Origin of the sequence: Hirschia litorea, assembly GCF_042665075.1 — a bacterium.
Lineage (GTDB): Bacteria > Pseudomonadota > Alphaproteobacteria > Caulobacterales > Hyphomonadaceae > Hirschia > Hirschia litorea.
This window is the reverse complement of record NZ_JBHTBR010000002.1, coordinates 1150632-1173097: the sequence shown is the minus strand read 5'-3', so window position 1 is coordinate 1173097 and position 22466 is coordinate 1150632. Positions and strand designations below refer to the sequence as shown.

24 protein-coding genes, 1 pseudogene and 1 riboswitch are annotated in these 22466 nt (G+C 47.4%); of the genes and pseudogenes, 14 read left to right on the top strand and 11 right to left on the bottom strand.

What is annotated here, in order from left to right:
• Window positions 1-30: 30 nt before the first annotated feature.
• From thrC to ACFQS8_RS05510, 3 genes are all read left to right on the top strand, one after another.
• Entirely contained in the window at window positions 31-1419 is a 1389-nt protein-coding gene (gene thrC, locus ACFQS8_RS05520; RefSeq protein WP_382166261.1) for a threonine synthase, read from the top strand.
• Window positions 1416-2696: a M16 family metallopeptidase gene (locus ACFQS8_RS05515; RefSeq protein WP_382166260.1), complete on the top strand. Its 1281-nt coding sequence runs from the start codon at window positions 1416-1418 to the stop codon at window positions 2694-2696. Before thrC ends, ACFQS8_RS05515 begins: the two co-directional genes overlap by 4 nt.
• Before the next feature lie 111 nt (window positions 2697-2807).
• A complete protein-coding gene (locus tag ACFQS8_RS05510; RefSeq protein WP_382166259.1) occupies window positions 2808-3902 on the top strand; it encodes an EAL domain-containing protein in 1095 nt (364 codons plus the stop codon).
• A 22-nt stretch (window positions 3903-3924) separates the two neighbouring features.
• On the opposite strand, the gene ACFQS8_RS05505 is transcribed toward ACFQS8_RS05510, so the two are convergent.
• On the bottom strand, window positions 3925-4482 hold the full coding sequence (locus ACFQS8_RS05505; protein WP_382166258.1) for a YqgE/AlgH family protein: 558 nt from the start codon (window positions 4480-4482) through the stop codon (window positions 3925-3927).
• Between the two features lie 226 nt (window positions 4483-4708).
• Here ACFQS8_RS05505 and ACFQS8_RS05500 point away from each other — a divergent pair, with 226 nt between their 5' ends.
• From ACFQS8_RS05500 to ACFQS8_RS05490, 3 genes are all read left to right on the top strand, one after another.
• The gene (locus ACFQS8_RS05500; protein WP_382166257.1) at window positions 4709-5191 is read left to right on the top strand and encodes a peroxiredoxin; all 483 of its coding nucleotides are present in this window, start codon (window positions 4709-4711) and stop codon (window positions 5189-5191) included.
• Between the two features lie 109 nt (window positions 5192-5300).
• Complete coding sequence (locus tag ACFQS8_RS05495) at window positions 5301-6275, top strand: SPFH domain-containing protein (protein ID WP_382166256.1); 975 nt, start codon at window positions 5301-5303, stop codon at window positions 6273-6275.
• 100 nt (window positions 6276-6375) lie between these two features.
• Window positions 6376-6840, top strand: a complete 465-nt coding sequence (locus ACFQS8_RS05490) for an NfeD family protein (protein WP_382166255.1) — start codon at window positions 6376-6378, stop codon at window positions 6838-6840.
• A 67-nt stretch (window positions 6841-6907) separates the two neighbouring features.
• Here the strand turns inward: ACFQS8_RS05490 and rnhA (ACFQS8_RS05485) are convergent, their stop codons facing one another.
• The 3 genes and pseudogenes from rnhA (ACFQS8_RS05485) to thrB all read right to left on the bottom strand — a co-directional run bounded on the left by rnhA (ACFQS8_RS05485) (window position 6908) and on the right by thrB (window position 9087).
• Window positions 6908-7393 (bottom strand): ribonuclease HI, encoded by a 486-nt coding sequence (gene rnhA / locus ACFQS8_RS05485; RefSeq protein WP_382166590.1) that lies wholly within the window; start codon window positions 7391-7393, stop codon window positions 6908-6910.
• A gap of 45 nt (window positions 7394-7438) precedes the next feature.
• Window positions 7439-7870, bottom strand: a pseudogene (gene rnhA, locus ACFQS8_RS05480) (ribonuclease HI); the annotation flags it as partial.
• Window positions 7871-8124: 254 nt separating this feature from the next.
• The gene (gene thrB / locus ACFQS8_RS05475; protein ID WP_382166254.1) at window positions 8125-9087 is read right to left on the bottom strand and encodes a homoserine kinase; all 963 of its coding nucleotides are present in this window, start codon (window positions 9085-9087) and stop codon (window positions 8125-8127) included.
• Between the two features lie 181 nt (window positions 9088-9268).
• On the opposite strand from thrB, the gene ACFQS8_RS05470 reads away from it, so the two are divergent.
• Complete coding sequence (locus ACFQS8_RS05470; RefSeq protein ID WP_382166253.1) at window positions 9269-9619, top strand: DUF3147 family protein; 351 nt, start codon at window positions 9269-9271, stop codon at window positions 9617-9619.
• 2 nt (window positions 9620-9621) lie between these two features.
• Here ACFQS8_RS05470 and ACFQS8_RS05465 read toward each other — a convergent pair whose 3' ends face one another.
• A complete protein-coding gene (locus ACFQS8_RS05465) occupies window positions 9622-10545 on the bottom strand; it encodes a sulfite exporter TauE/SafE family protein (RefSeq protein ID WP_382166252.1) in 924 nt (307 codons plus the stop codon).
• A gap of 24 nt (window positions 10546-10569) precedes the next feature.
• A complete protein-coding gene (ispH, locus tag ACFQS8_RS05460; RefSeq protein WP_382166251.1) occupies window positions 10570-11520 on the bottom strand; it encodes a 4-hydroxy-3-methylbut-2-enyl diphosphate reductase in 951 nt (316 codons plus the stop codon).
• 194 nt (window positions 11521-11714) lie between these two features.
• Between ispH and ACFQS8_RS05455 the strand changes: the two genes are divergently transcribed.
• From ACFQS8_RS05455 to ACFQS8_RS05425, 7 genes are all read left to right on the top strand, one after another.
• The gene (locus tag ACFQS8_RS05455; RefSeq protein WP_382166250.1) at window positions 11715-12293 is read left to right on the top strand and encodes a hypothetical protein; all 579 of its coding nucleotides are present in this window, start codon (window positions 11715-11717) and stop codon (window positions 12291-12293) included.
• 90 nt (window positions 12294-12383) lie between these two features.
• Complete coding sequence (argS, locus tag ACFQS8_RS05450) at window positions 12384-14216, top strand: arginine--tRNA ligase (RefSeq protein ID WP_382166249.1); 1833 nt, start codon at window positions 12384-12386, stop codon at window positions 14214-14216.
• A gap of 122 nt (window positions 14217-14338) precedes the next feature.
• Window positions 14339-14428: riboswitch (glycine riboswitch) on the top strand.
• A 171-nt stretch (window positions 14429-14599) separates the two neighbouring features.
• On the top strand, window positions 14600-15763 hold the full coding sequence (gcvT, locus tag ACFQS8_RS05445; RefSeq protein WP_465262333.1) for a glycine cleavage system aminomethyltransferase GcvT: 1164 nt from the start codon (window positions 14600-14602) through the stop codon (window positions 15761-15763).
• A gap of 12 nt (window positions 15764-15775) precedes the next feature.
• Window positions 15776-16150 (top strand): glycine cleavage system protein H, encoded by a 375-nt coding sequence (locus ACFQS8_RS05440; protein WP_382166248.1) that lies wholly within the window; start codon window positions 15776-15778, stop codon window positions 16148-16150.
• A 7-nt stretch (window positions 16151-16157) separates the two neighbouring features.
• A complete protein-coding gene (gene gcvPA, locus ACFQS8_RS05435; protein ID WP_382166247.1) occupies window positions 16158-17504 on the top strand; it encodes an aminomethyl-transferring glycine dehydrogenase subunit GcvPA in 1347 nt (448 codons plus the stop codon).
• Window positions 17501-19039 carry an aminomethyl-transferring glycine dehydrogenase subunit GcvPB gene (gene gcvPB, locus ACFQS8_RS05430; protein WP_382166246.1) on the top strand — a complete coding sequence of 513 codons (1539 nt, stop codon included), beginning with the start codon at window positions 17501-17503 and terminating at the stop codon, window positions 19037-19039. The genes gcvPA and gcvPB overlap by 4 nt, the downstream gene beginning before the upstream one ends.
• A gap of 222 nt (window positions 19040-19261) precedes the next feature.
• The gene (locus tag ACFQS8_RS05425; RefSeq protein ID WP_382166245.1) at window positions 19262-19624 is read left to right on the top strand and encodes a hypothetical protein; all 363 of its coding nucleotides are present in this window, start codon (window positions 19262-19264) and stop codon (window positions 19622-19624) included.
• Window positions 19625-19736: 112 nt separating this feature from the next.
• On the opposite strand, the gene ACFQS8_RS05420 is transcribed toward ACFQS8_RS05425, so the two are convergent.
• The 5 genes from ACFQS8_RS05420 to ACFQS8_RS05400 all read right to left on the bottom strand — a co-directional run bounded on the left by ACFQS8_RS05420 (window position 19737) and on the right by ACFQS8_RS05400 (window position 22415).
• A complete protein-coding gene (locus tag ACFQS8_RS05420; RefSeq protein WP_382166244.1) occupies window positions 19737-20351 on the bottom strand; it encodes a F0F1 ATP synthase subunit B family protein in 615 nt (204 codons plus the stop codon).
• Between the two features lie 3 nt (window positions 20352-20354).
• On the bottom strand, window positions 20355-20897 hold the full coding sequence (locus tag ACFQS8_RS05415) for a F0F1 ATP synthase subunit B family protein (protein WP_382166243.1): 543 nt from the start codon (window positions 20895-20897) through the stop codon (window positions 20355-20357).
• Window positions 20898-21006: 109 nt separating this feature from the next.
• Complete coding sequence (locus tag ACFQS8_RS05410; RefSeq protein WP_015826901.1) at window positions 21007-21231, bottom strand: F0F1 ATP synthase subunit C; 225 nt, start codon at window positions 21229-21231, stop codon at window positions 21007-21009.
• An 81-nt stretch (window positions 21232-21312) separates the two neighbouring features.
• Complete coding sequence (locus ACFQS8_RS05405; RefSeq protein ID WP_382166242.1) at window positions 21313-22098, bottom strand: F0F1 ATP synthase subunit A; 786 nt, start codon at window positions 22096-22098, stop codon at window positions 21313-21315.
• The gene (locus tag ACFQS8_RS05400) at window positions 22095-22415 is read right to left on the bottom strand and encodes an AtpZ/AtpI family protein (RefSeq protein WP_382166241.1); all 321 of its coding nucleotides are present in this window, start codon (window positions 22413-22415) and stop codon (window positions 22095-22097) included. Before ACFQS8_RS05400 ends, ACFQS8_RS05405 begins: the two co-directional genes overlap by 4 nt.
• Window positions 22416-22466: the final 51 nt, after the last annotated feature.

The window sequence follows — 22466 nt, the reverse complement described above, 5'->3', positions numbered from 1 at the left end:
GTTAGACGACAGATTAAGGCGATAGACCCCATGCGCTATATTTCTACACGCGGCGGCGCAGACCCCGTAGACTTCGTAACAGCCAGTCTTGCAGGTCTTGCACCTGATGGTGGCCTTTACACGCCGGAAGAATTTCCAACAATTGAGCGCCCATCGCAAAACGAAGAATATCACGTCACAGCTGCGCGTGTCCTCAAAGCGTTTGCCGGCGACACGATCGAATATGATGTCATTGAAGACCTTGCTGCCAAAGCTTATGGCGCGTTTGCGCACCAATCCGTAGCGCCGCTAACGCAAATTGGCCAAGGCAAATGGATGATGGAATTGCACCATGGTCCTACGCTTGCGTTTAAAGATGTCGCGATGCGCTTTATTGCTCAATTGTACGATTATGCGCTTGGTATGCGCGGTGAACGCATGACAATCGTGTGCGCCACATCAGGTGATACAGGTGGTGCAGCGGCCGCAGCTTTTGCGGGAGCTGAAAACGTGGATGTAATGATCTTACACCCGCACAATCGTATTTCTCCAGTACAGCGCGTATTTATGTCAGCGACTGGCGCAAGCAATATTCATAACTTCGCGCTAGAGGGTGATTTTGACCAGTGTCAGGCCATCGTCAAAGAGCTATTTGCTGATGAGCAGACCAAGCGCCGTTTGAACCTGTCTGGCGTGAACTCAATCAACTGGACACGCATCGCTGCGCAATCCGTATATTTTGCGACAGCACAAGCTCAGCTTGGTGCGAATGCAAAAATTCGTTTTGTTGTGCCGTCAGGTAATTTTGGAGATGCGCTCGCAGGGTATGTGGCGGCACGTTGTGGTTTGCTCAATGGCTTTGAATGTCATGTGGCGGTAAATGCAAATGATGCAATGGCGCGTCTGCTAAATGGGCAAGACCTTAAAAAAGGGCACACTACGCCAACAGTTAGTCCGGCAATGGATATCCAAGTTCCATCAAACTTTGAACGCCTCTTGTTTGAAGCTGCTGGTCGCGATGGCGATGCGGTCAAAACTGCTTATGATCAACTTGCCAAAGATGGGGTCGCGCCTTTACCAGCGAAAGCGCTTGGACCATTGGGCTGTATGGGCTTTACCGCGAGTGCTGTGACAGATGAAGAAACCTTTGTCGAAATGCAGCGCACTTTAGATGAAACGGGTTGGCAGGTATGTCCGCATACAGCTGTTGGCCTGCATGCAGCGCGCTATGCGGATGAGACAGATAGTGTTGATGTTGTGCTTTCAACGGCGCATGCAGCCAAATTCCCTGAGACGGTAAAAGAAGCTATCGGTCAGGATGCACCTTTGCCGCTGCGGGCGCATGAATTTACATCCCGTCCGGAAGTGTTCGAAACAGGTCCAATGGATATTGCACATGTCAAAGAGCGCATGGTCGCTTTATCGCGGGTGACTGCTTGAGCGATACACCTTTTCGCATGAATGATGATGCGCGTGAGCTGATCGTTTTTCCAAATGGCGCACGCTTAGTGCTCGATCCTATGCCGCATGTGCAGACTGCAAGTGTCGGCGTTTGGGTGGATGCAGGTGCACGTGATGAAAGCGTTGAGAATAATGGCATAGCGCATTTGCTCGAACATATGGCGTTTAAGGGCGCTGGTGGCCATAGTGCGCGTGAACTTGTGGAGCAGGTGGAAGATCGCGGCGGCATATTGAATGCGTCTACAGATTATGAGCGCACAGGGTTTTATGTGCGCTGCCTCGCTGAAGATGCTGGCGACATGCTCAGTGTGGCCTCTAGTCTCGCAATGGATCAGCAGCTCCCCGAAAATGAATTGGAGCGAGAGAAGGGCGTTGTCATTCAAGAGATTGGCGAAGCGTCCGATCAAGCTGAAGATTTAGTCTTTGAGCTTGCGCAAGCAGCGGCGTGGCCAAATCATGCGCTTGGGCGTTCGGTCTTGGGAACTGAAGCAAGTTTAAAAGACATTGATTGTGCGCAATTGCGTGGGTTTATTGATCAAAACTATGTGGCAAATCGTGTTGTGATGTCTGTTGCTGGCGGATATGAACGCGCATCTATTATTGCACAGGCAGAAAAATGGCTCACACCGTTAAAAGCGGGTGCACCAGCTTTGCGAATACAGCCTCAAGCAGGCAATAAAGCGATTGTGCGTGAGCGTGATACTGAACAAGCACATCTCGTTTTATCTTTTCCTGCGCCAGACTCCCGCACAGACAAACGGTTTGCAGCGCGTTTGTTTGAGGAAATTTTTGGCGGCGGCATGGCCTCGCGTCTGTATCAAGAAGTTCGCGAAAAACGTGGACTGGCGTATTCTATAGATGCATATTTTGACAGTTATTCAGATGCTGGCCGCTTCAATGTGTATTGTGGATGTGATCCAGATGATGCGATGGATGTACAAAAAATTGTCAAAGATTTGTGGCATGAGTTTGCAGCAACAGGTCCAACCCCTGCGGAAATGAGCCGCGCTCGTGCAACGCAGAAAACGCAATTTGCGATGTCTTCTGAAGGCCCTGCCGCAAGAGGTAGCTCAGGTGCATATGAGCTGTTTACATTCAACCGTTTGATCAATTTGCCTGAAGCGCTTGGGGAAATAGATCGTGTGACAATGCGTGATGTCCAAGAGTGTGTGAAGCAGTCGATCAATGGGCTGCCGACAGCAAGTTGTGTCGGGCCAGCATCTTGCTTGGATGCTGCGCACGCGTTTGTTTCTTAGGGCAAGGCTAATCTTAGCGCCAAATATTTTAGTTTAGACAGGTTTGAGGAATGGGTCTCGCTTTATTAAAAAGCGCAGGCTAGATTCATGGTCTACTTTTGGAGATGTTGAATGCCCCATCAACCCAATACCACAGCGATAAATGCAGCACGTGCGGCTGTATGGAGCTGGTCCGGATCTAACGCGCGTCTCACTATTGAAGCTGATGCGTCTGGCCCTTTGGGGCATATGGACGGGGAGTGGACGCTGGATGAGTTTTTGGCGCAAGTTGATGGTCTTGCGCGCTCCGGTTTGCAAAAATTGCTGACCGGACAATCATCTTCAGCGATAGATCAAAAAGTGACATTGGGGAATGGTGATACGGCGCGCATGATAGGCGCACGGATTGATGATGGTGCCGCGCGCGGCCTTTTATATGCGCGTGTAACTAATCCGGTTACTTTGGTTACAAACCTCGATGGATTGGAGCCTGTTTATCAACCTATATGGGATGCAAAGACATCTCAGCTTGCGGGATTTGAGGCGCTTGCGCGTTGGCGTACGCCGCATGGAGATTTAACAGGACCAGATGGTCTGTCCGAATTTGGGTTGGCGGCCGATTGGACGCATGTTGCACCCACCATGCTGGATAAAGCTGCTAAAGCGCTCGCTAGGTTTCGCAAAAGTGCTGGTGACGTGTTCATGCAGGTGAATTTGTCTGCGGCAGAGATTGCGCGGCCTGTACTCGTTCAAGAAGTAGAGAGTATTATTCGTGAGTGTGATTTGCCGCGTGATGTGTTGCGTATCGAGCTGACTGAACAAGCTGCTTTGCGGGATGTAAATCGTGCCTTGGGAGCATTGGCCGCATTTCGTGCAGCAGGTGCGGGATTAATCCTTGATGATTTTGGTGCGGGGCATTCTTCGCTTGCGTGGCTTGCAGATATTCCTGCGGATGGTTTGAAATTAGACCAGCGTCTTACCTCAATGATGAGCCGTCCGCGTGGCCGTATCATCATCAAAGCGATAGTCGATCTTGCGCATGATTTGGATATGACGGTAACAGCTGAAGGCGTTGAAACAGGAATGCATGCGCAAGCCATGAAAGAGGTCGGATGTGATTTCATACAGGGTTTTGTAAGTGGTGCACCTATGTGTGAAGATGCAATCTTAGAAAACCTACGTTCTCATAAAGGGGTCGTATCTATGAAAGTTTTGAATCCGGAATAGCTTTAACAGCGAATTAAACGCGTTAGGCACGTCCACCAATGGAGTGGAGCTTGTCGGGAGAGACGCCCAGACTTGCGAGTGCGCGATTCCATTTGGTCTTATAGTCTTTGTCGTAAATTAATGCGGGGCTTGCTTCTGCGACGAGCCATACATTTTCAGTTATTTCTTCTTCAAGTTGGCCTTCGCCCCATCCTGCATATCCCAATGCAAGGACTGCTTTTTCGGGCGGAGTTTGAGAGGCCAGCGCAATGAGCACATCTTCAGTTGCGGTTAGGCAAACGCCATCAGTGATCGGAACCGTAACGCCAGGTGCATCATAATCATCAGAATGCAGCACGAAACCTCGCTCAAGGCATACAGGCCCACCTTGTAAAACGGGGAGTGTATTGGCCGGAGAATTGTCCATGCCTAATTGATCGAAAAGCTCTTCATTCGTGATATCAGTCATTTCGTGATTGATGATAATTCCCATCGCATGTTCTTCACTGTGCGAGCATAAAAGAATCACGGCACGTTCAAAGAAGGGATCTTTGATTGCGGGCAGAGCAATAAGTAATTTTCCTGCAAGCGAGCCGTTCAACCGAACCTCCAGTTAGATTTTGCATGATGGGTGTAGGCAAGTTTGCTGCAAAATCGGCGTTCTGCAAGGGGGGGAGAGCAACTTATCTCTGAGAAATCAAAGATCAGTAATTTGCAATGTCATTGAATCGTGATTGCACAGTCTGAAAGTCGTTGTAACATATCCAAAATTTATTGCGTCGCATTGATTTCATAACGTGACGTTAAACCTTAGAAAGACTAAGCGCATGACTATTTCCGTAGGCGATACACTTCCAGAATTTTCCTTTAAAGTTATGGGTGAAAACGGCCCAGAAGCGATTTCAACCAAAGACCTCACAGCCGGTTCAACTGTCGCGATTTTTTCAGTTCCAGGCGCGTTCACACCAACATGTTCAGTGAGCCACCTTCCAGGGTTTATCGACAACCTTGATGCATTGCGTGCCAAAGGCGTCGATAAAGTTGCATGTGTGTCCGTCAATGATGTGTTTGTGATGGATGCATGGGGTAAAAGCCAGAGTGTAGGCAAGGATATCCTTATGCTCGCTGATGGAAATGCCGAGTTCGCTGAACTTACTGGTACTCAACTTGATGGGCGTGGTTTTGGCATGGGCCCACGTTCTAAGCGTTACTCAATGTTAGTCAAAGATGGCAAGGTTGTTCAAATGAACATTGAAGAAGGCGGTGAGTTTAAAGTCTCTTCTGCTGAATATATGCTTTCCAAGATTTAAACACATTTAAGTATAGATTTGCCTTAATTCAAATTATAGTTGATTTTTGTGGATTTATACTGTGTTTGTGCTATAAATAAATATATATTAATGATGCGAGAGGGACGACATGGAAAACATTTCAATAGTTGCGGTAGCTGGGGTTATTTTCGCCATTGTGGTGATTATGAATGGTGTACAGGTCGTTCCTCAAGGCTATCGCTACACCGTGGAGCGTTTTGGCCGCTTCACGAATACGCTTAGTCCGGGGCTTTCAATCATCATCCCATTTTTGGATCGTATCGGTCACAAAGTGAATATGAAAGAAAACGTGCTGGATATCCCTCAACAGGAAGTCATCACCAAAGACAACGCAATGGTGTCTTGTGATGCTGTTGTGTTTACGCAAGTGATTGACCCTGTCCCAGCTTCTTATGAGGTGAATGACCTTACGCGTGCGATCACAAACCTAGCTTTGACCAATATTCGTACTGTTGTCGGATCGATGGATTTGGACGAAGTATTGTCAAACCGCGACGATATTAATGCGCGCCTCTTAAACGTGATTGACGCAGCCACGAACCCGTGGGGCGTGAAAGTTACACGTATCGAGATTGCAGATTTGTCTCCGCCAGCCGACATCACTGAAGCTATGGCGCGTCAGATGAAAGCAGAGCGTATCAAGCGTGCTGAAATCTTACAGGCAGAAGGGGACAAGCAGTCCGCCATCTTGCGTGCAGAAGGTGAGAAGCAATCAGCCGTCCTACAAGCAGAAGGTCGCCGTGAAGCCGCTTTCCGTGATGCTGAAGCGCGTGAGCGTGAAGCAGAAGCTGAAGCCAAAGCAACACTTATGGTCTCAGATGCTATCGGTAAGGGTGATGTGAACGCTGTGAACTATTTCTTGGGTCAAGAATACATTCAGGCATTCAAATCTCTGGCCACGTCCAATCAGCAGCGTACGGTTATTATACCAGCTGATTTTGCAGGTATTGCTGGTGCAATTGAGGGAATTGGTGCGCTTACAGGGTTTAACCCACCAAAGGGTAAAAAAGGCTCAAATGATGATAAGGGTGGCTCAACCCCTCCATCACCTTGGCAAGAATAACGCCATAATTGCAGGCGAGGCATGTGCATGAAATCGCTGCACATGCTTGGTCCGCATAGTTTTACTGCTTTGAATAAAATAAAAATATCAGGAGCTGTATATGGACGTCGTATTTAGTGAACTTACCGTCTGGCATTGGGTTGGACTTGCTTTAATCTTGCTTGCATTTGAAATGATGCTCGGCACATTTGATTTGCTCTGGATTGCAATCGCAGCCGCGACAGCAGCCGTTTATTCTCTGATTGCGCCAGACTCTATGGCTCTTTGGCAATACCAAGTGGGTGTGTTTACTGTTGCCTCTGTCATCTTCTTGGCGCTTGGTCGAAGAATTTCAATGAAGCTGCGGAATCCGCCATCAACTCACCCAGAATTGAATGAGCGCAATACGTCTATGGTTGGCAAAACAGCCATTGTCATGAGCGTATTTCAAGGCGGTTTTGGACGCGTGAAAATAAACGATTCTGAATGGCGTGCTCAAACAGATGCGACAACAGAATTTGCAATAGGTGACACAGTGGAAATCACAGGTGTTGAAGGAGCAACTGTAAAGGTTAAATCTGTATAGTCGTCTTTAATATTGCTATCGAATAAGGCCTGCACACTTTGGTGGCGCAGGCTTTTTTATGACTTGTTTAGGCTTTTCCAGACGCTTCTTTTGAGCCTTTAACAGCAAGGCTATCGGCGCGTTCATTGCCTTCATCGCCTGCATGCCCCTTCACCCAGACCCATTCAATTTTGTGACGTTTGCAGGCTTCATCCAATGCTTGCCAAAGGTCTTGGTTTTTTACAGGTTTTTTGCCTGCGGTTTTCCAACCATTCTTTTTCCAACCATGTATCCACTTGGTTAGACCATCTTTCACATAGGTTGAATCCGTATGCAGGCGCACATTTGACGCTTTTTTCAATGAGTTGAGGGCTTCAATCGCACCCATCAATTCCATCCGATTATTCGTTGTATCTTTTTGCCCGCCATATAATTCTTTTTCGTGCTCGCCGCTTCTGAGTAAAGCGCCCCATCCGCCGGGGCCTGGGTTTCCAGAGCATGCGCCATCTGTCCATATCTCAATGAGGTTTACAGGATTTGCTTTCGTCTCTGTTTTGGAGGCTGGCGCTTCCAATGGCACCTCATTCTCTGTCTGTGAAGGTACGGCGTGATCTGACGCTATCTCTCTTGAGCCTTTTACGGCAAGGCCGTCAGCGCGTTCATTGCCTTCATCGCCTGCATGACCTTTTACCCATTTCCATTCGATTTGGTGAGGTTTGCAAGCTTCGTCCAAAGCTTGCCATAGGTCTTTGTTTTTCACGGGTTGTTTCGCGGCAGTTTTCCAGCCATTCTTTTTCCAGCCATGAATCCATTTGGTCAAACCATTTTTGACATAGGTCGAATCCGTATTCAAAACGATCTTGGAAGGCGCGCTTAGAGAATTAAGCGCTTCTATAGCGCCCATTAATTCCATGCGATTATTAGTTGTGTTGGCTTCCCCGCCATAGAGTTCTGTCTCTTGGCCATTTGCTTTGATTAAAGCGCCCCAGCCACCCGGTCCGGGGTTTCCCGAACACGCGCCATCCGTCCATATTTCAATCAATTTGCTCATTCAAATCAGGTGGAATGATTTGTCAGAGTGGTCAAGCTAGGGTGCCAGATTCTGTTGGGGATGGATTATGGAAAGCTGCCTAAGCAGGGCATGTCAAAATGGGCAGTCAAAAAAGACTGCACCCATTTAAAAGCCAAGTCGGTTGAAGGGAGGGATTTGGCTTAACTTGTGGGATGCAAGCTAAATGGGTGCATACAGTATAAGACACCCGAGAAGCAAAAATCCGCATGTATATTTTACAAAAAAAATGCGTATCAGCCGCCGTAATCAAAAAAGCCTTTTGCATTACGGTGAAACCCAAGCTTTTCAGCATATTCTATCGGGTTTTTAGGGCGTACTAATGCGTCTTTGGGCGTGTCTGCCCAATCGACCAAACGTGTTAGGAAGAAACGCATGGCGGCACCGCGACAAAGTAAGGGCAGGGCTTCTTTTTCAGTATCGCTTAGAGGGCGCACAGCTTGGTAGCCCGCAATCAGTGCGCGTCCTTTTGTGTGGTTATATTCTCCGCGCCCATCCTCAAAGCACCAAGCATTCAAACAAATGGCAATGTCGTAAACGAGGGCGTCATTACAGGCAAAATAGAAATCAATCACACCTGTAAGTTTGTCACCTAGAAAGAAAGCATTGTCAGGAAAAAGGTCTGCATGGATCACTCCACTTGGAAGATTTGCAGGCCATTCAGCTTCCAATGCATCCAAGTCAGAGAGTATGTGTTCGGTTAGTCCAGCATTCAATGCATTCGCTTCAGCTTCTCGTCCTTCAAACATAGGACGCCAAGCTTCCACAGAGAGCGAGTTTTTGCGGTCTCCAACATAATCGGAAAGGGCGGCATGAAATTTAGCAAGTCCTTCACCCAGTTCGCGGCATTGCTCCACATTGGGGCGGCTCAAGGACATACCCGATAGGAAAGTGATAATGACAGCAGGGCGTCCACATAGTGTGCGCAGAGCTTTGCCATCTTTGGCTTTCACAGGCAGAGGAGCCGGAAAACCTTTGTCTGCAAGATGATCCATGACACCCATGAAATAGGGAAGGTCACTTTCATTCACTCGTTTTTCAAACAGGGTGAGGATGAAACGCGCTTTAGTCGTCTCTAGCAAATAGTTTGAATTTTCCACGCCTTCAGCAATGCCCTTAAAGGCGATTGCGGAGCCAAGGTCATAATCTGCCAAAAAATTGGCGAGCGCTGTGTCATCTACTTCGGTATATACTGCCATAATGAAGTGCTTTTAACGCGAGTTTTAGGGCATTGTCTTCTCAAAATATCAAAATATCGATGTATTTTTGCAAAATTCATGTGTGAGTTACGCTAAAGTCAAATGCGAACGGAGCAATAATAGGAGCTTGTCCAATTCTGCAAAGTGGTCCACCACTTATTCAGGCATGGAGGGCTGATATATGTGGATGGTTATTTTGAAGGCGTTGGGAACGGCAGCGTTTATTGTCGCCTTGTCCGAAGTTGCGAAACGTTCAACCCTCATTGCATCCCTTATGGTGGCTTTGCCTTTGGCTACAATGCTCACTGTTGCAAACATTTATATTGGCGGCGGTGATGCTGAAAAAGCGACGCGGTTTGCAACGACAACGTTTTTCCTTGTCCCTCCGGGCTTGGCCTTTTTTGTGGTGTTGATTGGCGGGCAAAAACTAGGACTGGCTTTTTGGCCAAGTTTTGGGCTTTCAATACTCGCAACCGGCGCGTGTTGCTGGGCGGTTGTGGTGTTTTTGCGTAAAGCGGGTGTGGCGCTTTAGTTTCAATTATATTGCATCAGCAATAGACCGATACCTGAAAGCGCAATCCAGCTTCCGGCGGCCAATTTCAGCCAATACGCCTGTAAGCGGAGGGCAATACCACGCGCCAAGAAGCCACCCAGCAAAGCGCCTGGGGCAGTCATTGCGACAACCTCCCAAGGCACATTACCCATATAGATATGATAGGGTGCGCCACTTAATACGCTAAAAGCAGAAATAATAACCGCCATGCCTGTGCTAGTGACAATCGAATAGCCACGCAGAAATAAATAAAGCGCGACAATCTCACCTAACCCGACAGAAAAAAGTGCGTTTGCAAATCCACCAATAGGCGCAACTAGCAATAAGAGCGTAAAATCGACTTTCTCTAAATGTGTGCGTTTTGCTTGTGTGGATGTATTGCCATTTTGAAGCGTATTGAAAACAAGTATCGACCCCAGAGTGATGGAAAATACCTTAAAACCAAACAACACCCATTTGGGATCAATTTTCACATACCACTGCGTAAAAAGCATAACTGGTAGCGCGATAGCCAAAATACTTAAAAGCGCTTTCCAGAATGTTTTAATAGGTATGCCAGCATGTACAGTTTCTGACGCATACATGCCTCTTAGCCAGACCAAGCTTCCCATCGTCATGCCAAAACACTGGATCAAAAAACTCGCTGCAACGATATTTGTTTGAGAGAGTGAGAGTAGCCCTGCTTCATTGAGTGAGTTGAAGATAGGGATGAAAACCACACCTCCACCCGTACCCGATGCACTTGCGATGATGGCTCCTATCACGCCGGTAACAGGCAGAGACCATAAGCCAAGCGCACGGCTAGCAGACAGGTTGCTGGCATCCAAAATCAAGCCATATGCGAGAAATAACCCCGCGATAATCGCAACGGATATACACGTGAGAATACGCAGGGAAGTGCTCATAAAGATTTAGGTATCCTAATGAAATCAGGCCCGTGTGAGCCATTTAGGTGCATGAAATACCACGTTTTCTTCAGCCGTCACAATGTTTTTAACGTCAACATCATAGCGCGCACGACAGGCAGCAATCACGCCTTGCACAAGCGTTTCGGGTGCTGAAGCGCCAGCGGACAAACCGAGCGTAGAAACACCATGAAACCAATCCCAGTTAATTTCATCAGCAGAACCAACAAGATAAGACGCTTTTGCGCCACCACGTTCTGCCACTTCAACTAGGCGCTGAGAGTTGGAAGAATTTGGTGAACCAATGACCAATACCAGATCAATATTATCCGCAAGCGCTTTCATGGCTTCCTGACGGTTGGTTGTCGCGTAGCAAATGTCATCTTTTGCTGGTTCTGCAATGTTAGGAAATCTACGCTTTAACGTCGCAACAATCTCAGCAGTATCATCCACAGATAGGGTTGTTTGGGTTGCGTATGCTAATTTCTCAGGATCGTCTGGAATCACCTGTTCTGCATCCAAAACAGTCTCGACTAAAGTCATTGTTCCTTCTTCAGTTTGTCCCATTGTTCCAACGACTTCAGGGTGTCCGGCATGACCTATGAGGAAAGTGTGCAGACCATTTTGTGCATGACGAGATGTCTCCATATGCACCTTCGAGACGAGTGGGCATGTGGCATCGACATATGTCATCTCACGTCGTTTTGCTTCTGCAGGTACCGCTTTGGGAACGCCATGCGCGGAAAACACAACAGGTCTATCATCGGGACAATCATCAAGCTCTTCGACGAAAATCGCGCCTAAACTCTCAAGTCTGGATACTACATGACGATTGTGTACGATCTCATGTCGCACATAAACCGGCGCGCCCCATTTCTCTATGGCTTGCTCAACAATATGAATAGCGCGATCCACACCCGCACAAAAACCACGTGGTGACGCAAGCGAAATCGTTAGTTTAGGGCGCGTTTCCATATGATTTTTCCTTATTGCTGTATGTTTATCTCAAATGTTGCACATACATAGTCGATCAACTCATTGCGCCCAAGCGCTGCGGCGGCTATCAGAGTGATTAAATTCATTCATATCCACGTGAAATATGTCTTTAATCGATTCTGATTTTGGTATTCACATAGCTGGATGTGTCAAATTATGCGAGGACTTTGCGCGTGACGGGTATTATTCAACGTTCAAAACTAGCTGGAATGGCCTTTATAGCTTTTGGAGTAGCTGGGTGTTCTTCAGTAAAAGATGGTTTAGATTCTCGACCCAATGAAGGTCCATGTCCTGTTGCGGCATCCTTGTATGATGCATCTCGCAAGGTTCAATTACATGGATCTGAAGTGTTTTCTAATGTGGGATACACAGGTGAGATTACAGGTGTGTCGAGTTTCTGTCGCTATGTAGGTGATGACCCGATTAGAATGGAAGTCACGCTAGACTTTGCGTTTGGGCGTGGTCCCGCTGCTGAGGGAATGAGCCATGATTACAATTATTTCGTTTCTGTAACGCGACGTGGTCAGGCGGTTATTGAAAAAGAAACTTTCCCGCTGAAAGTGACTTTTCCCAAAGGAGCAGACCGTGTGACTGCAACAGAAACAATTGAACACATTGTAATCCCGCGCGCCGACTCATCTATATCGGGATCAAACTTTGAAGTTCTCGTCGGATTTGAGCTGACTGATGCAGAGCTTGAGTTTAATCGCGCAGGGAAAAGATTCCGTGTGAATGCTGGCCAAGGCAAATAAGCGGTATCGCTTCGTGGTTTGAACACACTCTACGATTTTTAAATTAGACTATGTAGGCGGACGCTAATATGAGCGTCCGGAAAGAAACACATGACAGACTTAGCAACCAAATTAAGCGTTGCGGCGGGTGCCGTATTTGAAAGCATGGGGCTAGATGCGGAGTTGGGCCAAGTGCGTCGCTCAGATCGTCCGGATCTTGCTGATTTTCAGTGTAATGGCGCTATGGTTGCTGGTAAGCGTGCAAAGAAAAACCCAAGAGAAGTAGCCGCAGAAGTTGCGCCTAAAATCGAGGCGTTAGACTTTGTTGAAAGCGTAGATGTGGCAGGGCCGGGCTTTCTAAATATCAAAGTCTCAGCGCAAGCTTTGCAAGAGCGTGCAGCTCAAGTTCTAACAGACCCTCAATCTGGTGGGGGTAAGGTTGAAACGCCTCGTCATGTTATGATGGATTTTGGTGGCTGGAACGTTGCAAAGCCAATGCACATTGGTCACCTTCGCTCGACCATTATCGGGGATAGTTTGCAGCGTCTTTTCCGCTTTCTTGGCGATGATGTTGTTTCAGACGTGCATCTTGGGGATTGGGGGCTTCAAATGGGGCTTTTGATCGTAGGTGTAAGCGAAGAGCAGCCTGACCTTCCATATTTTGATGCTGATTTTGATGGAGAATACCCTTCAGAATCACCTGTTTCTATGGATGACCTTGAACGCCTTTATCCGCTTTATGCAGGCATGATGAAGGAAGAAAGCGTTGTAGAAACGGTTGAAGATGGAAAATCTGTTTTCAAGAAAGTTCCAAACCCTGCTTACCGTGAAGAAATTCGTAGTTTAGCACAAACTGCGACAGCGGATTTACAAGCTGGGCGTCGTGGGTATCGCGCACTTTGGAAACATTTCTGTGACGTTACACAGATCGGTTTAGAGCGCGAATGTGGTGAGCTTGGTGTTAAGTTTGATCTCTGGAAAGGCGAATCTGACGCGAATGTGTTGTTGCCTGAGATTACCGAAGATCTCAAATCGCGTAACATTGCTGTTTTGAGTGAAGGCGCTTGGGTTATCCATATCGAACGCGAGTCTGATAAAAAAGACATGCCTCCCTTCATGCTGGTCAATTCTCAAGGTGCTGTAGGGTATCACGCAACAGACCTTGGAACCATTCTCGACCGTAAACGCACTAATAAACCTGACCTGACATTATATGTTGTGGATGCGCGTCAGGCGCTTCACTTTGAGCAGGTTTTCAGAGCTGCTCAATTAGCCGGATATGAAAACGAAGACGCGCTTGAGCATATCGGCTTTGGTACGATGAATGGTAAGGACGGCAAACCCTTCAAGACACGTGAAGGTGGTGTGTTGAAGCTGTATGACTTTATCAGTCAAGCCAAAGACAAGGCCCGTGAGCGTTTAGAAGAAACAGGAATGGGCGCAGATTATCCCGCAGAAGAGCGCGCAGATATCGCGGATAAAGTTGCGCTTGCGGCTATCAAATTTGCTGATCTTTCAAACGTGCGCACAAAAAACTATGTGTTCGATCTTGATCAGTTTGTCGCTTTTGAAGGCAAAACAGGTCCATATCTTCTATATGCAGCGGTGCGTGTGAAATCACTTATGCGCCGCGCAAAAGAAGAGGGCATTCAAGCAGGCGAGATTAAAATTGAGCTTAAAGAAGAACGTGCTTTGGCACTTCAACTTGATGCTTTTGAAACAGCTCTAAAACTTGCATATGAAAACCGCACGCCGCACGGTGTATGTGACCATGTGTACACACTGGCTCAGGCGTTTTCATCTTTCTGGACAAATGCACCTATTCTCAAAGCAGGTGTGCCTGATGAGGTGAAAGCGTCTCGTTTGGCATTAGCGCAAGCAACGCTGAAGCAATTGGAAGCTGGACTGTATCTGATCGGAATCGAAACACCTGAACGTATGTAAAGTCATCCTGCGCTTTGTTTAGGCAGGCGCAGGAAAAATTCACTGTCGAATTGTTTGGCTATTGACGAGTCATATCTCAGCAGTGCATTTGAAGTATATTCAAGTAGGCATATTGCCTGCTTGAGTCTCTCGCGGGAGAGAATAGCTTAAATGCTATGGCCGAAGGCGCAACCGCCCCGGAAACGCTCAGGCAAAGGGACCGCGAAAGGCATCAACACGCTGGAAAGAGGCGGCATATATATGCGCAGCCTCGCCGAAGGAGCAAGCAAAACCGATCAATTGGTTTTGCGGAATCTCTCAGGTGCAAGGGACAGCGGGGGCACGAATTTCTTCACATGCATTTTGTGTGTGGAAAACCGTGTCTATCCGGAGTGCCCAAGATCGTGTCTACCACACATTTAAAATCTACCCCGCTGACAAACCTCAACCAATCGCAAGGCGGCAAGATGGTCGACTTTGCTGGCTATGCAATGCCCATTCAATTTGAATCAGGCATTATTCCAGAGCATCATCATGTGCGTGAAAAATGTGGATTGTTTGATGTATCGCACATGGGACCAGCATTTTTAAAACTCGATGAGATGGGGCAGGAATCTGCACTCACAGGAGATGCGGCGCACGCTAAAATTTCCGGTATTTTTGAACAATTGGTATGTGGAGATATATCTGGTCTTTCTCCGGGTGAGATGCGTTACACGCTTTTGCTCAATGAAGAGGGTGGCATTTTAGATGATCTGATGGTCACACGTCCCAGTGATCCAGCAGAGCAAGGGATGCTTTATATCGTCGTGAATGCAGGCTGTAAGGAGGCGGACTTCACGCTGATAGCAGAGGCATGTCAGGGCGCGACCTTGGAGCGTGCAGACGACAATGCTTTGGTCGCTTTGCAAGGCCCGCAGACCCGTAAACTCATGGCCAAATATGCGCCAGATATCACTGATATGGTGTTTATGACAGCGAAACGCGCTCAGGTGTGTGGCGTTGATTGTCTGGTCTCTTGTTCAGGCTATACGGGCGAAGATGGCTATGAAATTTTGATACCAGCTGAACATGCAGAAAGCGTTGCAAAACAACTGCTTGAAGACAAAGATATTGCCCCAATTGGATTGGGGGCACGCGATAGTTTACGCCTTGAAGCCGGCCTTTGCCTCTATGGTCATGACATGGATTCAAGCAAAACGCCGATAGAAGCATCGCTCACATGGGCCGTATCCAAAGTGCGCCGCGATGAAGCTGATTTTCCAGGAGGTGAGAAAATCATCTCCCAGATTGAAAATGGCACTGAAATGAAGCGTATCGGTTTGAATTTACTCGATAAAGCTCCGGCGCGTGAAGGGTCAGAAATCGCCACTAAAGACGGTCAAATCGTCGGTATTATTACTTCCGGTGGTCATGGGCACACAGCAGGTAAACCGGTCGCAATGGGCTATGTAAATCGCGCCTACACACAAATTGGCACAGAGCTAGATGTTCTGGTCAGAAACAAACCAAGGGCAGCCGTGGTCGCACGTATGCCATTCGTCAAACAAAACTATTTTCGGGGTTAGAGGGCTGAAATCATGACAAAATTATACACAGAAGATCACGAGTGGGTATCCGTGGACGGCGATGTAGCAACAATTGGTGTGTCTGCTTATGCGGCTCAACAATTGGGCGATGACATTGTGGCAGCCGAAGACTTGCTTGCTGTAGGCGATGATGTGTCTAAAGGCGACATTTTGTTTGTGTTCGAAAAAGCAAAAGCTGCCGTCGAAGTCTATGCACCTGTTTCGGGTGAAGTCACTGAAATGAATGCTTTTTTAGAAGGTGATTCAGAAAGTTTTCACGACAATCTGATGGCCGTTGAATGGCTTTATAAAGTCAAAATGTCAGATGCAAGCGAAGTTGAAGGCTTGATGGACGAAGCTGCTTATAAAGCTTTCTGCGAGGCTTAAGAAATATATGCGTTATCTCCCACTGACGCCTGAAGATCGGGCGCAAATGCTGCAAACCATCGGCGCAAAAAGCGTTGATGATTTCTATCAAGATGTGCCTGAGTCTGCGCGTCTAACAGGCCCTATTGAGGGGTTGCCGATGCACCAAGGCGAATTAGCTGTAGAGCGTCACATGGGCGCTTTAGCAGCTAAAAATCGTACGGCCTCTGAAGGCCCATTCTTTGTGGGGTGCGGCGCATATAAACACCATGTGCCAGCTTCTGTAGATCACATTATTCAGCGTTCTGAATTTTTAACGACATACACGCCCTACCAGCCAGAAATTGCTCAGGGTACATTGCAAACTGTGTTTGAATTCCAATCCCAAGTAGCCATGCTGACGGGAATGGAAGTGGCAAATGCATCCATGTATGACGGCTCAACTGCTGCATCTGAAGCGGCTTTGATGGCATGTCGTGCAACACGCCGTAAAAAGGTAATTGTTTCAGGCGGTGTGCATGCACATTACGCTGAAACGATTCGTACAGCCTGTGAAACGCAGGGCATTGAAGTGGTTATTCTGCCGCCAGCTTTTGATGATGAAAAAGCGCTGATTAGTTACGCTGAAGATGACACAGCATGTTTGATTGCGCAGTCTCCCAACGTATTTGGAACAGTGACAGACCTCACACCAATTGCTGAAGCAGCGCATGCGAAAAAAGCATTGCTTGTATCTGTATTTACGGAAGTTGTGTCTCTAGGCCTTATAACGCCTCCGGGTGAAATGGGCGCAGATATTGTTGTGGGTGAAGGTCAATCTATTGGTAATCCACTAGGATTTGGCGGCCCTTATGTCGGTCTTTTAGCCTGTCGCCAAAAGCTTGTACGTCAAATGCCAGGTCGCGTGTGCGGTCAGACGGTTGATGCGGATGGAAAACGCGGTTTTGTGCTGACACTTTCCACACGTGAACAACACATTCGCCGCGATAAAGCGACATCGAACATCTGTACGAATGCGGGGCTTTGTGCCTTGGCGTTTACGGCCCACATGACATTGCTTGGTGACAAAGGTTTGAGCCAATTGGCCACGCTGAACCATGAAGCAGCGTGTGATCTTGCAGATGCCTTAGACGCCATTGATGGCGTGACGCTGAAAACAGAGACATTCTTCAACGAGATTTCTTTTGAAACACCAATGGAAGCGGGCGCTTTGCTGGCTGCTTTGGATAAAAAAGGCGTCATTGGCGGCGTGCGTGCATCGCGTCTCTTCCCGCGCGCTGGGTTAGATAATGTGGTGATTGCAGCAGCAACAGAATGTAACACAGCCGAAGGAATAGCTGCCTATGCCCAAGCTCTAAAGGAGGTGCTGGCATGAGCACTCAAACAGTTTCCGGCTCTAAAGGGCTTCTCCAAAAAGAAGAGCTGATTTTTGACATTGGCACAACTGAGACAACAGGGGTCGATCTTCCAGAACCCAAGGGCCGCAAAGATCGTCTTGGTGGTTTAAAACGCCAAGACGGTACCGGTCTTCCGGGCCTGTCAGAGCCTCAGGCTATGCGCCATTATGTGCGATTGTCTCAAAAAAATTATGCGATTGATTTGGGGCTTTTCCCGCTTGGTTCGTGTACTATGAAACACAATCCTCGCCTGAATGAAAAAGTCGCGCGTATGCCTGGTTTCGCCGATATTCACCCATTGCAACCGCAGCAAACAGTTCAAGGCGCGATGGAGGTAATTGAGCAGCTTGAAGATTGGCTCAAAAAGCTAACAGGCATGCCAGCAGTCGCGATGAGCCCTAAAGCAGGGGCGCATGGTGAGTGGTGTGGTATGGCGGCAATCCGTGCAGCGCTTATTGATCGTGGTGAGGTCGAGACACGCACGCGCGTATTAGTGCCCGCATCTGCACACGGAACCAATCCTGCAACTGCTGTTCAGTGCGGATTTAAAGTCCAAGAAATCGCAGCAGCAACAGATGGTCGCGTTGATTTGAATGATCTTAAAGCAAAGCTTGAAGGCGATACTTCTGATGTCGCGGGTATCATGCTGACCAATCCGAACACATGTGGGTTGTTTGAACGTGATATCAAAGAAATCGCAGACCTAATCCACGAAGCTGGCGGTTATTTCTATTGTGATGGTGCCAATTTCAACGCAATAGTAGGACGTGTACGTCCACGCGATCTTGGCGTGGATGCAATGCACATCAATCTTCATAAAACATTCTCTACACCTCATGGCGGGGGCGGTCCCGGGGCTGGCCCAACGGTTTTGTCTGAGCGTTTGGCAAAGTACGCACCATACCCCGTGATGACGGTTGATAAGCGAGACGGCGATTACAAACTCATTTATGTCGATGATGAAGCCGAACTCGCAGGAACGGACTTAAAGCCACTCGGCCGCATGTGTGCGTTTCATGGTCAAATGGGTATGTTTACGCGCGCGCTCACCTATATGCTCTCACATGGTGCAGATGGGCTAAAGCAAGTGGCGGAAGATGCCGTTCTTAACGCAAACTATATTCAAGCGCGGTTAAAGTCGGTGATGTCACCTGCTTTTGAAGGCTATTGTATGCATGAGGCATTGTTCTCTGACGCATTCTTAAAAGATAGCGGCATTGAAACAGTGGATATCGCAAAAGGCATGATTGATGAGGGCTATCACCCAATGACGGTGTATTTCCCGCTTGTTGTGCATGGTGCTATGTTGATTGAACCAACAGAAACTGAAAGCAAAGCTGAGTTGGATCGCTTTTGTGACTCTTTGGAAAGCGTTGCTATCAAAGCTAAATCCGGCGATGAAGCGCTTAAAAGTGCACCTTATCTTGCACCAATGCGCCGCTTAGACGAAACACTGGCTGCTCGTAAACCTGTTTTACGGTGGACGTCTGAAATGTCTCAAACTGCTCAATAGACAAGTTTGAGCTAAGTAGAGTTGATACCGCCTGAACCTATCCCGTTCAGGCGGTTTTCTTTTTTGTTGGGCGCGATTTTATGCTGTTTTTGCTTTTGATATTGAAAAATCAAATCGACTTTTTGTTCTAGCAGTGCTTATTTATGCAGCCCTACGAAACGCCCTAATATCACCATAAAAACACGTAGGAATAATGCTTCATTATACAGCAATAGATGATTTATGACGAACGACTTAAGTAAGCAAAATTTAGAAAAAACTAAATGGCTTCCGCCTAAATTAGACACGCCAAATCCTGCGGCTGTTGCGAAAGGTGGGGTGATGAAAATACTGCGTCCAATACTCGCGCTATTAGGCGTTTTTTTCATTGTTATTGGGGTGCCAATAGCGTTTCTAACGCCAATTCCATTCGTGCCAATTGGTTTGCCAATTGTAATCCTAGGAGTGGTTCTGTTGGCTAGAAATTCGCTTACCGGTAAACGCTGGATGCGCAACGTAATTGCAAAACATCCAAGTTTAAAGCGATTTGCGCCAAACTGGTTACTACATCTCATCTTAGGTGATGAAGCACAAACCCTTAAATAGGCATTTAGGGAGGGGGCTCCGAATATCAGGAATGTGGTGATTAAGGGCCATAAAAAAAGCGGTTGAAGGGATGATGCTTCAACCGCTCTAATTTTTTAAAAGCTTCAAAGTTCTAGCTAAGCGCTTTTTTGATATCTTCTAGGCTACTGTCAAACTGGTTCTTCTTAGAAGGACCTTTTGATACGTTCTCACCCAGTACAACGGCTGCAGCGCTTACTGCTGCATCGATAGCAGAATTGCGAACAGCTTGTGTAGCTTCAGCTTCAGCACGTGCAATACGTTCTTCAGCCATTTTTTCACGACGTGCCATGCGTTCTTTAAGTTCTATACGAGACTGTTCAGCAAATGCTTTAGCTTCGTTTTTTGAAGCTGTGATAATGGCTTTTGCATCTTCTGCAGCTTGTGCTTGGCTACGTTCAGCCTCAGCAAGTGCAGCTTGAGCTTTCTCGCGAAGAATACGTGCGTGATCTAATTCATCCTGAATCTTCTGTGCACGCTCATCTAGAGACTTACCAATAGCTGCTGGAATTTTCTTCACTACAAGAATGATGAGGAAAATAAAGACAGCTATTGTTGCCCAAAAAGTGGGGTCTGCGAATGGACCTGAAGGCTCAACATGTGTGTCATGCTCAGCAACACCCATAGTGGCGTGTAGTTCTTCAGAAATTTCTGAGTGTAGTTCGTCACCAACGTTTTTGGCGTCGTTACCGTGTTCTTGCTCAGCCATGACTTAGTTTCCTTTCAACACACCAGAGACCGCTTTAGAAGCGTCGTCTGTTGAAATATCTACGCCAATAAGTTTGTTCACAATGCTTGATGCAGCTGTTGAAGCCACTTCTTGAACATTCTTCATAGCAGCAGTTTGCGCATCAGCGATGCGAGCAGATGCTTCGGTTATACGCGCATCAACTTCAGCTTCTGTCTTGGCTGTTTCAGCTGCGACTTCTGCCTCAATGTCTGCTTTTGCTTGAGCGGCTGTTGCGCGTGCTTTTGCGCGTGCTGCTGCGAGTTCTGTTTCCAAAGACTGTTGGGCAGCGGCTGCACGGTCAGACATGCGTGACGCTTCTTCCAAGTCTTGGGTGATGCTGTCTGCACGGCGATCAATAGCTCCACCAATACGCGGAAGCACAAGCTTCGACATAAAGATGTAGAGCACGCCGAATGTTAGAGCGAGCCAAAAAATCTGTGATGGGAATGAGCTGAAGTCAAACGGCGGGAAAATGCCACTTGTTTCGTGAGCTGCGTCTGCCCCATGGGCTGGCGTAGTCGCCATAGTTTGACCCCTGATCTTCGTATAATCTTAAACCAACGACGGAATTTGAAATCTACTGTTGAGGGTAGGGTTCAAATTCCGCGTTAGACGATAAATGGTATTGGTGCGCTTAAACAGCGAACAATAGCAAAATCGCGATCAAGAAACCAAAGATACCTAGGGCCTCTGTCACAGCGAAACCAAAGATCAAGTTACCAAATTGGCCTTGAGCTGCAGATGGGTTGCGCATAGCTGCATCAAGGTAGCTAGAGAAAATGTTTCCCACACCAAGAGCTGCACCAAACATAGCAAAACAGGCTAGACCTGCGCCGACGTACTTTAGACCTTCTTCCATAACGGATCTCCCAAGAGTTTGTGCCCTAAAACCCTAAATGGGCGGGCAGGTCAACCAAAAATTCAAACTACAGCCCGAGACTTAGTGTCCCGGGTGTAATGCGTCGTTTAAATAAACGCATGTTAGAATAGCGAATACATATGCCTGGAGGAACGCCACCAGGAATTCTAGAGCTACAACAGCGACAGTACCCGCAAGAGCAACAGGCGCTAGAACTAGAAGTGCTCCACCAGCACTTGCGAGCATAATCACAAAACCAGCGAAAACTTTAAGCATGATGTGTCCGGCCAGCATGTTGGCGAACAAACGCACTGACAATGAGATCGGACGAGAAAGGAAAGAGATGAACTCAATAGGTGTAACAAGGATGTACAACACCGGAGGAACACCAGAAGGGAAGAACAACTTGAAGAATTTAAAGCCGTTTTTGTAAAAACCATACCCAATTACAATCGCCATAACGAGCATTGCCAACGCAAAGTTCACGATGATGTGAGACGTTGTTGTAAAGAAGTAAGGGAACATGCCGAGCATGTTAGCAAAAAAGATAAAGATGAATAATGAGAAGACGAATGGGAAAAATCTCATCCCGTCTTCGCCCATCATGTCACGCACCATGCCAGCTACGAAACCGTATGCGATTTCAGCAATGGACTGACTACGTGATGGAATTGTTGAGCCTTTTGAAGAGGCTACCATCAATAGACCAATTGCAAGCGCAACACCGATCACCATAAACAAAGCAGAGTTTGTGAAGGAAAGGTCGTATCCGCCAATGTGGAAGTCAGCGATTGGCTTCAACACAAATTGGTGAATCGGATCCGTGGCGACTTGATTGATCATAGAATTGATCGATTCCAGCATCATTCTTCTTCAACTCCTTGGACCGGTTCACTTCCGGCAGTGTCTTGCGCAGCTTTTACCGTACGCACGACATTCATAACTCCTGCGGCAAACCCTAACATCATCCAGATGATTAGCATCCAAGGTTTCGTATGAAACACAAGGTCTAATCCCCAGCCAATGGCCGCTCCAACGAAAGGTCCGACAGCGAATTCCGTCGCCATTCGAAACCCCAGAGCCATGCCTTTTGCCTGACCTTCTGAATTTAGTTTAGGCTCATACTTACTTGTATAAGCAGCACGTGCCTCATCGATCTGCTTTCTGAGATCGTCATTGCTCATGCTTTTAATCCACTAAATACCCAAAAAGGTAAGGAAAATATTGCCCCGATT